Source organism: Streptomyces sp. NPDC102402 (assembly GCF_044765765.1).
Lineage (GTDB): Bacteria > Actinomycetota > Actinomycetes > Streptomycetales > Streptomycetaceae > Streptomyces.
Window position 1 is genome coordinate 39,509 of the sequence record NZ_JBIWKR010000007.1, and the last position, 11,945, is coordinate 51,453.

General features: G+C 72.6%; 11 protein-coding genes. 4 read left to right on the forward strand and 7 right to left on the reverse strand.

The annotated features are described in order from the left end of the window. Positions 1–193 precede the first annotated feature (193 nt). The 4 genes from fxsA to ACIRJR_RS21180 form a co-directional block, all read right to left on the reverse strand. Entirely contained in the window at positions 194–793 is a 600-nt protein-coding gene (fxsA, locus tag ACIRJR_RS21165; protein WP_403782967.1) for an FxsA family membrane protein, read from the reverse strand. 103 nt (positions 794–896) lie between these two features. Next, the gene (locus tag ACIRJR_RS21170; RefSeq protein WP_403782970.1) at positions 897–1,664 is read right to left on the reverse strand and encodes a polyprenol monophosphomannose synthase; all 768 of its coding nucleotides are present in this window, start codon (positions 1,662–1,664) and stop codon (positions 897–899) included. 534 nt (positions 1,665–2,198) lie between these two features. Further along, on the reverse strand, positions 2,199–3,839 hold the full coding sequence (locus ACIRJR_RS21175; RefSeq protein ID WP_403782973.1) for an amidohydrolase: 1,641 nt from the start codon (positions 3,837–3,839) through the stop codon (positions 2,199–2,201). A gap of 68 nt (positions 3,840–3,907) precedes the next feature. Continuing rightward, a complete protein-coding gene (locus ACIRJR_RS21180) occupies positions 3,908–4,348 on the reverse strand; it encodes an Lrp/AsnC family transcriptional regulator (RefSeq protein WP_403782976.1) in 441 nt (146 codons plus the stop codon). A 202-nt stretch (positions 4,349–4,550) separates the two neighbouring features. On the opposite strand from ACIRJR_RS21180, the gene ACIRJR_RS21185 reads away from it, so the two are divergent. Next, the gene (locus tag ACIRJR_RS21185; protein ID WP_403782979.1) at positions 4,551–4,961 is read left to right on the forward strand and encodes a hypothetical protein; all 411 of its coding nucleotides are present in this window, start codon (positions 4,551–4,553) and stop codon (positions 4,959–4,961) included. A gap of 412 nt (positions 4,962–5,373) precedes the next feature. Here ACIRJR_RS21185 and ACIRJR_RS21190 read toward each other — a convergent pair whose 3' ends face one another. Further along, the gene (locus ACIRJR_RS21190; protein ID WP_403782982.1) at positions 5,374–6,546 is read right to left on the reverse strand and encodes an acyl-CoA dehydrogenase family protein; all 1,173 of its coding nucleotides are present in this window, start codon (positions 6,544–6,546) and stop codon (positions 5,374–5,376) included. 349 nt (positions 6,547–6,895) lie between these two features. Between ACIRJR_RS21190 and ACIRJR_RS21195 the strand changes: the two genes are divergently transcribed. Then, positions 6,896–8,170 carry a glycoside hydrolase family 18 protein gene (locus ACIRJR_RS21195; RefSeq protein ID WP_403782985.1) on the forward strand — a complete coding sequence of 425 codons (1,275 nt, stop codon included), beginning with the start codon at positions 6,896–6,898 and terminating at the stop codon, positions 8,168–8,170. 90 nt (positions 8,171–8,260) lie between these two features. Here ACIRJR_RS21195 and ACIRJR_RS21200 read toward each other — a convergent pair whose 3' ends face one another. Beyond that, on the reverse strand, positions 8,261–8,407 hold the full coding sequence (locus ACIRJR_RS21200) for an SCO1431 family membrane protein (protein ID WP_403782988.1): 147 nt from the start codon (positions 8,405–8,407) through the stop codon (positions 8,261–8,263). A gap of 343 nt (positions 8,408–8,750) precedes the next feature. On the opposite strand from ACIRJR_RS21200, the gene ACIRJR_RS21205 reads away from it, so the two are divergent. Next, positions 8,751–9,788: an alpha/beta hydrolase family esterase gene (locus tag ACIRJR_RS21205; RefSeq protein WP_403782991.1), complete on the forward strand. Its 1,038-nt coding sequence runs from the start codon at positions 8,751–8,753 to the stop codon at positions 9,786–9,788. Between the two features lie 340 nt (positions 9,789–10,128). Here the strand turns inward: ACIRJR_RS21205 and ACIRJR_RS21210 are convergent, their stop codons facing one another. Further along, entirely contained in the window at positions 10,129–11,427 is a 1,299-nt protein-coding gene (locus ACIRJR_RS21210) for a CehA/McbA family metallohydrolase (RefSeq protein WP_403782994.1), read from the reverse strand. A gap of 229 nt (positions 11,428–11,656) precedes the next feature. Here ACIRJR_RS21210 and ACIRJR_RS21215 point away from each other — a divergent pair, with 229 nt between their 5' ends. Continuing rightward, on the forward strand, positions 11,657–11,800 hold the full coding sequence (locus tag ACIRJR_RS21215; protein ID WP_403782997.1) for a hypothetical protein: 144 nt from the start codon (positions 11,657–11,659) through the stop codon (positions 11,798–11,800). The last annotated feature ends 145 nt before the right edge of the window (positions 11,801–11,945 follow it).

An 11,945-nucleotide genomic window follows, 5' to 3' on the forward strand; every position in this document is an offset into this window, starting at 1 on the left:
GTTTCTCGCGGTGCACCCCCCCCCCCCCCCCCCCCCAACCCCCCCCCCCCCCCCCCCCCCCCCCCCCCCCCCCCCCCCCCCCCCCCCCCCCCCCCGCGGCTCTTCCTCTTCGTACGGCGGCTTCCGTGTGTGACGTGACGACGCGGCCCGGCCCCGTCCGTGTCGCGGAGGGAGCGGGGGCCGCGTCGGACTCTCAGGGGATCAGCGGTGGGCGGTCGGCGCCCGGACCTTCGTCGCCGGGCCGCGCCGGGGAACCGTCCTCACGGATGACCTCGCCCTGGACCACCTTCCCGTCCGGGCGGTGGATACGGGCCTGCTGGAAGGCGTCCGAGAGACCGCCCGGCGCGGACCGCGACATCCGGCGCTCCAGGGAGTGCTCCGCGTAGCGCCCGAGCGCCGAGCGGACCGGGGGCACCAGGAGCAGGAGCCCGGCCACGTCGGAGATCATGCCGGGGATCATCAGGAGCAGACCGCCCAGCATCAGGAAGCCGTTGCCCTTGGTGCCGGCGGGGGCCGCCGGCGGCGCGGTCCGGGGAGCGCCGGGCTGCCCCGGCATCTGCTGGAGGGTCTCGGTGAGGTTGCGGAAGGCGCGCCGGCCCGCCCGCTTGATCACCGCGGCGCCCAGCACGGCTCCGGCGACCAGGATCAGGAGCACGGTGAAGCCGTTCGCCGCGTCGGCCACCACCGTCAGCAGCCAGATCTCCAGCACCAGCCAGGCGGCGATGCCCAGCGGCAGGAGGGTACGGGCGCGTGAGCGCCGTGGACGGTTCGGAGGCGGAGTGCCGGTCGTCATGCCCCCAGTGTGCCTGTACGGACGTGCAAGTGGCGTAAGGGGGTGATCATGAGGCCGACGGGGCCCGGCGGCCGGACGCCGACGGGGTCCGGGGGCCTCAGGGTCAGGGGGTCTTGCGCCCCAGCACCTTGTTGGCCCGGCCGGTGAGCCCCCAGCCGGTGACCCTCCACAGCGCCTCGACCAGGATGTCGCGGCTCATCTTGGAGTCGCCGATCTCCCGTTCCATGAAGGTGATCGGCACCTCGACGACGTGGTAGCCCGCCTCGACGGCCCGGCGGGCCAGGTCGACCTGGAAGCAGTACCCCTGCGAGGCGACCTCGTCGAGGCCGAGTCCGTCCAGGGTCCCTGTGCGGAAGGCCCGGTAACCGCCGGTGACGTCCCGCACCGAGAGACCCAGGAGGACCCGGGAGTAGAGACTGCCGCCGCGCGAGATCATCTCGCGGTGCCGGGGCCAGTTGACCACCCGGCCGCCGGGGACCCAGCGCGAGCCGAGGACCAGGTCGGCGCCCTTCAGCGCGGTGAGGAGCCTGGGCAGCTCCTCGGGCTGGTGGGAACCGTCCGCGTCCATCTCGACCAGGACGCCGTAGCCGTGTTCGGAGCCCCAGCGGAATCCGGCGAGGTAGGCGGCGCCGAGGCCTTCCTTCCCCTTGCGGTGCAGGACGTGCACCTGGCTGTCCCCGGCCGCGAGTTCGTCGGCGACCTTGCCGGTGCCGTCGGGACTGTTGTCGTCGGCGACCAGGATGTCCGCTTCGGGGACGGCGGCGCGCACGCGCGCGACGATCAGCTTGACGTTCTCGGCCTCGTTGTAGGTCGGAATGATGACCAAGACTCTGCCGAGCGGGCCGAACTGCCTCTGACCGCCGTCGTTCACTACTGCCCCTTAAAGTCCGTACGCAGGTGCACACCATATCCAGCAAGGAGCGGCCCGGCTCCGACGCGGTCGCGCGGTGGCGTGTGCGGGGTGGACAGAAGCGCGGAACTGCGGACAGAAGGGCAGCCCTGCGGATCGGGGCCCGGCGTCCTTCGGGCCGACCTGGGACCCGCTGGCTGCGGGTCGACCGAGAGCCGTTGTCTACTGAACCTCCGGGCCCCACCCGGGTCGCACCTGCCGTCCGGACGAAACCTTCCCTCGCCCCCGAGGCGCGGGCGCTGAACCTGGCTGTCAGTGGTGGTGCGCCGGTGCGGCACACCGCCCCATGACCCAGCGGCGTTCGACGACTGCGTGGAGGTTTGACCGGTCGGACGTCCAGTGGTGGACCCGGCCGAACCTACCGGCCCGTGGGCACTTTCTGTCAACACTCCCCCGACCTGCGGTTCCTCCCGAAAACACCTGGTCAATGCCGAGGACACGCAGGTCGTGACGGAGCCTCAGCGCCTTCGATCGGCGGTACGAAATGTACGGACGTCACTCGTTCGGCCGTACGTAGACAGTTTGTCCGAAGACAACCGTGCGCAGACAGACCGGAAGCTCCGCCCCGGGGGTGAGATCAGGCAGCCCGGGGGTGCCGGAACGGGGGTCCGTCGACCAGCGCGCCACCCGGTCGTCCGGGGCCTGGACCAGCAGTTCACCGGTGCGCCAGACCGCGTAGTCGGCCGGGGCCCCCGGCACGAGCACGCCCCCGTCGTCCCGGCCGACGGCCCGCCAGCCGCCCCTGGTGTGGGCGGTGAAGCCGGCGCGCACGGAGACGCGGTGGCCGGGGGTGCGGTGATGGGCCGCTGCGCGGACGGTTCCCCAGGGGTCCAGCGGGGTGACCGGACTGTCCGAGCCGAAGGCGAGGGGCACACCGGCACGCAGCAGGTCCGCGTAGGGGTTGAGGGTCGCGGCGCGCTCCGCGCCCAGACGTCGGGCGTACATGCCGTCGGGGCCGCCCCAGGCCTCGTCGAAGGCCGGCTGTACCGAGGCGGTGAGGCCCAGTTCGGCGAAGGCCGCGACCGTCTCCGGGGTGAGCATCTCCGCGTGTTCCACCCGGTGCCTGGCGGCCCGGATACGGGCGAGACCCAGGGTCTCGGAGGCCGCCCGGACGCCCGCCACCACGGCGGACACCGCCGCGTCGCCGATGGCATGGAAGCCGGCCTGGAGACCCGCCTCGGTGCACGCCGTCACATGGGCGGCGATCTGCGCGGGACCGAGCCGGCCGGTGCCGGTGTGGGGGGCGTCCGCGTAGGGCTCGTGGAGGAGAGCGGTGTGCGATCCCAGGGACCCGTCGACGAACAGGTCACCGGCCGCTCCGATGGCGCCGAGCTCGCGGATCCGGCGGGCGCCCTTCGCGTCGTGGATGTGTTCGGCCCAGTAACCGGACACCCGGGGTCCGGGCTGCTCGGAGGCGAGCTTCAGCAGCCCGGTGAAGTCCTCCTCGTCCGAGATCTCCGGACCCGCGCACTCGTGCACGGTGCCGATCCCGAGCGAGGCGGCGTGCGCCAGCGCCGCGCGCTGCGCCTGCTCCCGCTGCCGCGGTGTGACCGCGGCGTGGGCCGCCGCCCGCACCGCGTGGTGGGCGTCGCCGGTCAGAGGGGCGTCGGGGTGGTACCCGGCCAGCCCGGTGACGCCCGGGACGAGGTCCAGGAGTGCCGTGGTCACGACCGCGGAGTGCACGTCCACACGGGGCAGGTAGACGGCCCGGCCGCCGGCCGCCTCGTCGAGCTCGGCGCGCGACGGCGGACGCTGCTCGGGCCAGCGGGCCGCGTCCCATCCGTGGCCGAGGACGACTCCGCCCGCCGTCCGGCCGTTCGCGAACGCGCGGACGAGCCCGAGGGCCTCGGCGAGTGTGCGCGCGGCGGAGAGGTCCAGCCCCGTCAGGGCGAGCCCGGTCGACGTGGTGTGCACGTGGGAGTCGGTGAAGGCCGGGGTGACCAGGGCCCCTTCCAGGTCGATCACCTCGTCGACGCCGCTCGCGAAGGCGTCGGCCGCGCCCTCCGAGCCGACCCAGGCGACATGGCCGCGCTCGACGACCATCGCGGTGGCGAACGGGTCGGCGGGGCTGTGGACGTCTCCACCGCGCAGCAGCACGGTGCGGTGTTCGCTCTGGGGGGCGGTGCTCTCGGTCATGGGACCAGTCTCGCGCCTGGCGGGACCGGCTTCTCCCCCGCCCCCTCCGCGACGCCGGCCGAGGAGCCTCAGATGCGGGGCGGCCGCGCCTCGTAGGGAGTGGACAGGACGACGGTCGTACGCGTGGAGACGCCGGCCAGGGTCCGGATCCGGGTGAGCAGGTGCTCCAGTTCCAGGGGGCTGGAGACCCGCACCTTGAGGATGTAGTTCTCGTCGCCCGCGACGCTGTGGCACGCCTCGAGCTCCGGCACGCCGGCGAGCCGGTCCGCGATGTCGTCGGGGGCGCTGGGGTCGAAGGGTTTCACCGAGATGAACGCGGTGAGGGGCAGGCCGACGGCCTCGGGGTCGACGACCGCGGCGTAGCCCCGGATCACCCCGCGCTGCTCCAGCCGGCGAACACGCTGATGAACGGCCGAGGTGGACAGGCCGGTGGCCTTGCCCAGGTCGGTGTAGCTCATCCGCCCGTCCTTGACGAGCAACTCCACGATCTGACGGTCCAGCTCCTCCATGCGGATCAACCTATGGCCCCGGGTCCCTTCAGGCACAGTCGTGGGGGCTCCGGAAGGGCACGTTCGAGGGGCATGTGACGAATGCCACAAGTTTACGGGTGGGTAGCCGACGGCCTGGCGGTTACGGCCGGCCTCCCACGGGAAGTGCTTGCTTTGGCCGAGGCCGTGGCGCCATGTCGGCCCACCCGAGGGGGGAAAGACCATGCAGAGCATCAAGCTCACCGGACGTACCGAACCGGAGTCCGACGCATACGCGGATCCGGACGAGGACGCCGTTCACGACGCGTACGACACGTACGAGATGTACCGGGTGATCTGCCCGGACTGCGCCCAGCCGATCGCCCTGCTGGCGGACGAGGACGTGCTCCCCGAGCACGCGCTGTGCCCCACGCCGTGGAATCCGTTCGTCCTCACCGTGTGCCCCGGCACGAACCATGACGCCTCCCGGGCCCTCCCGGCCGACGAGACGCTCGAGGCCCAGGAGCAGGAGACCGCGCTGCTGTTGACGCTCCCTCAGGGGCTCGACTGGAGGATGCAGCCCTTCTCGCACGCCGGCGGGCCGGGTTCGCGCCCGTTGCGGTACGTGCCGCAGACGCGGCGTCACGCCGCCTGACCGTCCCGCGCCGCGTGCGCGGCGTCGGCGCGCACCACGACGGCGGGGCCGGCGTGGTGCGGCTGTCCACCGGCCGGCCGGTGGCCGGCGCCCGAGGAACGGGCGCGCGAATCGGCCGGACAGTGACCTGGAACCCCGTAACGGCGTTGGCTCCGTATGACCACGCTGCATTCAACGGCCGGCCCGCTTCGCCGCCGTCTCGCCGCACCGACGTCCGGAGAATCGGTTCCGCAGCCCGGAACACCGCCCCGGGAGCCCGCGCGGCAGTCCGTGCCGCTCAGCACCGACCCGCCCATCTACCGCGCCATGCTGCGCCACTGGGAGAGCACGGGCCGGACCCTGCCGGGCCGCCATGACCAGGAGTGGAACCGGATCATGACGACCCCCGTCTGGTCGGACCGGCCCCTTCGGGTCAGCGCGTCTCGGGACCCGCGAGGTGACGGGCGATGACCATGCGCTGGATCTGGTTGGTGCCCTCGACGATCTGCAGCACCTTGGCCTCGCGCATCAGCCGCTCGACGGGGAAGTCGAGGGTGTAGCCGTAGCCGCCGAGCACCTGGACGGCGTCGGTGGTCACCCGCATGGCCACGTCGGTGCAGAACAGCTTCGCCATCGCCGCCTGCCGCGAGAACGGCAGGCCCGCGTCGCGGAGCCGCGCCGCCTCCAGGTAGAGGGCCCGGCCGGCCTCGATCCCGGTGGCCATGTCGGCGAGCATGAAGCGCAGCCCCTGGAAGTCGGCGACCGGGCGGCCGAACTGGCGCCGGTCGGTGGCGTACCGCACGGCCTCGTCCAGCGCCGACTGGGCCACGCCGATGGCGCAGGCCGCGATGCCCAGGCGTCCGGAGTCGAGCGCGGACAGGGCGATGGCGAATCCCTGCCCCTCGTCACCGATGCGGCGGTCGCCGGAGATCCGTACGCCGTCGAGGTGGATCTGGGCGGTGGGCGAACCCTTCATGCCCATCTTCTTCTCCGGCAGGGCCGCGCCGAGGCCCTCGGCGTCGCCCGGGACGAGGAAGGCGGTGATGCCGCGCGGCCCGTCCTCCCCGGTCCGGGCCAGGACCGTGTAGAAGTCGGCGATGCCGCCGTGCGTGATCCATGCCTTGGTCCCGGCGAGCACCCAGTCCTCGCCGTCCCGGGCGGCCTTGGTGCGGAGCGAGGCGGCGTCGGAGCCCGAGGACGGTTCCGAGAGGCAGTAGGCGCCGAGCAGGCCGCCCCCGAGCATCGAGGGGAGGTGGGCGGCCTTCTGCTCCTCGGTGCCGTATCCGGCGAGCGCGTGGCAGGCCAGGGAGTGGACGCTGACGCCGAGGCCTACGGTGAGGCGGGCGGCCGCCAGCTCTTCGAGCACCTGGAGGTAGACCTCGTACGGCTGATCGCCGCCGCCGTACGCGGAGGCGTACGGCAGTCCGAGGAGTCCGGCTTCCGAGAGCAGCGTGAAGACGGAGCGCGGGAAGAGACCCGCTTCCTCCTCCTCGGCCGCCCGGGGAGCGATCTCCTTCGACACGATGTCGCGTACGAGCTCGACGAGTTGCCGGGACTCCTCGGTGGGCAGACGGCGTTCCACCGGCTGCGGGGCACGGTCGGACATGACGGCGCTCTCCTCCCTGTCGGGCGTGACGACGGTCGCGCGCGGGGTGTGCGCGGCACCGCCGGGTGGTCCCGGGCGATGCCCGGAAATCTACGGCTCCTCAGCCGATCCTGCCTTCCCGGATCACGGGAGGCGCTGGCCAGCGGCTGTGGCGCGTCGAGTATGCCCGATCGGAGCGCACCCGTCACCGGTTGACGGGGTCCGTGATCAGCGAAATTGGTCCGAACCATTGACCCAACTGGTCTAGTCCTTCTACGGTCTCCCCCAATGTCTCATCGCGTCCATGCCAACTTTGGGCGGACGGGGCACTGAACCCCCACACTCAAGCCCTCCCCCACGAGGAGCCACGATGACCGGACTTCACCGTCCCCGCGCCCGCCTCAGGGCGCTCGCCGCCACCCTCTGTACCGCCGCCCTGGGAGCCGCCCTCCTGGGTGTCGCCGGGACGTCGTCCGCGGGTGCGGCCCCCACCGCTGCCGCCGCCCCGGCACCGGCCGAGGCCGCCCCCGCCTCGGCCGGCGACAAGGTGGTCGGATACTTCACCAACTGGGGTGTCTACCAGCGCGATTACCACGTCAAGAACATCGAGACCTCAGGCTCGGCCGACGAGCTGACACACATCAACTACGCGTTCGGCAACGTCCAGGGCGGCAAGTGCACCATCGGCGACAGCTACGCCGACTACGAGAAGGCCTACACGGCCGACCAGTCGGTGGACGGCGTCGCGGACACCTGGGACCAGGAACTGCGGGGCAACTTCAACCAGTTGCGCAAGCTGAAGAAGCTGCACCCGGACCTGAAGGTCATCTGGTCGTTCGGCGGCTGGAGCTGGTCCGGCGGCTTCGCCGAGGCCGCGCGGAACCCCGCCGCCTTCGCCGAGTCGTGCCACAGCCTGGTCGAGGACCCACGCTGGGCCGACGTCTTCGACGGCATCGACATCGACTGGGAGTACCCGAACGCCTGCGGCCTGACCTGCGACACCAGTGGCCGCGACGCGTACGGCGACCTCCTGTCGGCGCTGCGGTCGAAGTTCGGCGCCGGCAGCCTGATCACCTCGGCCATCACCGCTGACGGGTCCGACGGCGGCAAGATCGACGCGGTGGACTACGCGGGGGCGGCGCAGTACCTGGACTGGTACAACCCGATGACGTACGACTTCTTCGGAGCGTTCGCGGCCGAGGGCCCGACGGCCCCGCACTCTCCGCTGACCTCCTACCCGGGCATCCCGACGGAGGGCTTCGACAGCGACGCGGCGATCTCCAAGCTCAAGGGCCTGGGCATCCCCGCGGAGAAGCTGCTGCTGGGCATCGGCTTCTACGGCCGCGGCTGGACCGGCGTCACGCAGGCGGAGCCGGGCGGCACGGCCACCGGTGCGGCCCCGGGCACGTACGAGGCGGGCATCGAGGACTACAAGGTCCTGAAGGAGAGCTGCCCCGCCACCAGCACCGTCGCCGGCACCGCGTACGCCCTCTGCGGGACCGACTGGTGGAGCTACGACACCCCGGCCACCATCGCCACGAAGATGGACTACAAGGACCAGCAGGGCCTGGGCGGCACCTTCTTCTGGGAGCTCAGCGGCGACACGGCGAACGGTGAGCTCATCAAGGCCATCAACCGGCCCTGACGGGGTACACGCACGGCAGGGCGGGTCAGGGGTGGGGTTGCCGGGCGGGCACCCCACCCCACCCCGCCCGTCGTCCGTGGGGCCCGCAGGTCACATGAGTCCTGCCTGGGTGACGAACATGGCGAGGACGACGACGAGCGTCCAGCCCAGGATGTGCTCCAGGACCTTCGGCCCGTCATCGGGGCCACCGGTGCGGGCGCGGGTACGGGTCCGGTTCTCTGCAGTGGTCGCGGTCATGGCATCTCGCTCGGTCGGTCGGCAGTGGGGTCCCCCGTGACCCGACCACAGTGCCAGCGGGCGCGGGCGGCGCGGTAGAGATCCGGGTCACAGCGGCGGGTGGGCGAGAACAGGACGTACGGGGCGCATCCCGGCCACCGCATGGAATCCGCGGGCCGAGGCGCGCGGAACGGACGGGCCGGGTGTGGTCCATTCCATACGCCCCGGGCAGTCGGCAGGAGCCGTCCCCTGCGATGGGCGTCCCCCGGCCGCCCCCGGGGGGTGGCACCCCGCGACCCCGCCGGGCCGGACACCGGTCATCCTGCCGATGCCCCGCCGGGGCCGGGCCCCCACGCTTCGGAGCATGGACTCCCCAGGCGTGGCGGGCGCGGAATCCCGCTTCACACGGCGCACGATCCGAGCTCTGACTGCGGCGGTCGTCGCGGTGATGTCCGCGGCCCTGCTGAGCGCCACCCCGGCGCGGGCGGACACCGGCTTCCACGAGGTGCGGGAATTCGGCAGCAACCCCGGCAACCTGAAGATGTTCGCGTACGTCCCCGAGACGGCTCGGCCGGGGGCGCCGGTCGTGGTCCTCTTCCACGGGTGCGGCGGCTCCGCGCAGGATCTGGACGTCGACACCGGGTGGCGCAAGTACGCGGACGCCTACGGCTTCACCCTCGTCCTCCCCGAGCAGAAGGACGAGAACGTCGGCTCCGGCGGCATCGTGCCACACAGGTGCTTCAGCGCGTGGAATCCGGCCGACCGGACCCACGACGGCCAGGGCGAGGCCCGCTCGGTGGTCCAGATGATCGACCACATGAAGGCCGGCCACGCCGCGGACGCCGACCGCGTCTTCGCCACCGGCTACTCCGGAGGGGGTGCGGCGGTCAACGTGATGCTGGCGGCTCACCCGGAGGTGTTCAAGGCGGGCGCCGTCTTCTTCGGCATGGCGTACAGGTGCGCGGACAACGAGCAGGACTACTTCCGGACGGGGTCCTTCGCCCCGTGCCCCGGCCGGTACAACGTCGTCGCCGCGCAGGAGTGGGGCGACCGGATCCGCAGCGCCCACCCCGGTTACGACGGCGAGCGGCCGCGCGTGCAGATCTGGCACGGCGGATCCGATCCGCTGATCAACAAGAAGTCGCTGGAGAAGCAACGGGACGGCTGGACCGATGTGTTCGGCATTCCCCGGTCCCCGTCGTCCACCTCGCACCCCGCGTCCGGCGTCACGAAGCAGGTGTACGGCGGCGGGGAGGTCGAGACGTATCTGATCGACGCGATGGGCCATGAGGCACCGGTCGACCCGGGCACCGGAATCGACCGGTGCGGCACCGCCGGACAGGGCCACGACTCGCTCTGCGGCCCCTACTACGCGGCACGGTTCTTCGGTCTCGGAGGCTGATGCCTCCCCTCGGCCGCCCGCCCGTTCCCACCGGGCTTCCCGGGCGGGCGGCCGGATCCACCGCGACCGGCACCTGCCTGCACTCGCGTAGGAGCTGGGGCCGGAGCACGCTCGGGGGAAGGCCCGCCGGAGCAGTTCGGTGCCCGGGGGCCCCGCATCGGCCGGACGGGTACCACGGACGCCCCGCCGGCGCGGTCTCTCCGGCCCGGTGCGCGTGTCCCGGCAGCGGGACGGGCGCCCACGTGGGGCGGGGCCCTCCCCGGCCCGCCGTCGGGGCCCACCCCGGCCCGCCCACGTGGGGCCGGCTCCACCCCGGGCCGAAGCCCCCTCCGGCGGCCGTTCAGCCCTGGAACCACCAAGGGCTGCTGTACGCCACCCCCCAGTCGTTGCACACGTGCCCGGCCGGGCCGGGCGAGCCGTTGGCCCGGGTCGGGTCGGAGACGCGCAGGACCGCCCAGTCGCCGTCCGCGGTGTCCAGCGGCACGGTGAACTCGGTGATCCGGCCGGCGGTCGTCGTGATCACGTCGGCGACCTCGGGCGCGGCGGTACCCGGCCGGAGCACCTGGATGTTCAGCGGCCTGCCGGTCCACTCCGCGCCCCGGTCCAGGTCGACCCGGAAGCGTACGTCCCCCGAAGTGAGGGGCAGTTGCCCGCCCATCCGGACACCGGCGGCCGTGGCGTCCAGCCGCAGGCCGGAGACGCGGGTGGCGAAGAATCGGCGCGCACGCATCGCTTCGCGGACACCGGCCCTGGTGTTCTCGGTGACCCACAGCCCGCTGCGGCCCTTGCCCTCGGGGAAGCCCCAGTCGGTGCCGTGCTCGTCGGTCACACCTGTCAGGCCGGTGCGCCAGCCGGCGTTGAGGCAGGCCACCAGGGGTGAGCTCTTGCCGGACGACCAGCCCTCGAAGAGGTAGTCATCGGTCCGGTTGAACATCTCCAGGCTGACCATGCGGTCGTGCACGGCCGCGTTGTGGCCGAACTCGTCGAACCGCAGTTCCTCCCGCCCGGGGTGGTTGAATCCGGCCACCGCGTCCCTGTCGTCCAGCCAGTTGAAGAACGCGCTCATCCCCGGCGCCAACGACATGTCGACATAGGAATCGGAGAACCACACATTGGCGTGGCCGAGCAGCGCGTGTGTCCACTCGAAGCCGCGGATCGCGGTGTAGACGCCGGGAACATCGGCCGCGTCCGCCAGTTGGGCCGTGCGCTTCCACTCGGAGGAGCTCAGGCCCCCGATGGTGAACACACCACTGTGATCGGTGAGAGCGGCCACATCGAGGCCGGCGCTGCGCATCGAGGCGAAGGCGAGGGCGGGGTCCCCGTCGCCGTCCGACATCGCCGTGTGGTTGTGCAGGTCCGCGTGGACGAGGGTCGTCCCCTGAGTGATCAGCGAAGCCCTGGACGCCCCGCCGGCGGCCAGGGCCCGGGAGCCACCGGCAGCCGCCGTGGCCGTGGTGGCGGCCCGCGCGCTGCCGGGGGCCGCCGCCAGGAAGAGCATCCCGCCCGCGGCGGCGCCGAGCAGCGCCCGGCGGCCGGGACCGGCCGCCTGCGCGCCCGCGCGAGGTCCGTGGCCGTGGGTGTGGTGATGCCCGTGGGTGTGGTCGTGTCCGTGCGTGTGGTCGTGCCCCTGGTCTCCCATGGTGGGATCCCACCCGATTGGCAGGAACATGGCGGCGTGGGGCGACCGACCGGCAGGTGAACGTTGCGTGAGCGGTATCGTGCCGCACCGCTCACCGAGGCGTCCGGCCCAGGACGGCCGAGGCGGTGGAGGCGTCCGACGGCCCGGTCGCTGTGCGGCCCCTCGGGCGCCGGAGGAGACCGATGGCGGACGACGGCATCCGGAAGGGCCTGGGCCGACGGGCGACTACGTGGAGCTTCCAGCCTCGCACCTGGTCCCGCTGGAGAAGCCGGACCAGGTGAACCACGTGGTCCTCGATCATTTCGCGAACGATCCGGCCGAGACCATGCTTCCCGTACGTCGCGCCCGGTCGGCGGTCGCGGACCCGGCGTGACCCGGGGCGTGACGGCGGGCGAGCGGTGACGTACGGCTGTACGGCCTCCCCGGGTGCGGACTCCGCGGCTCGTGGACCCTCGGCCTGCTCCGGGGGGCAGATCTGCTCACCGCCGCGGACTTGGCCCCCGGGCGGCTTCGACGCA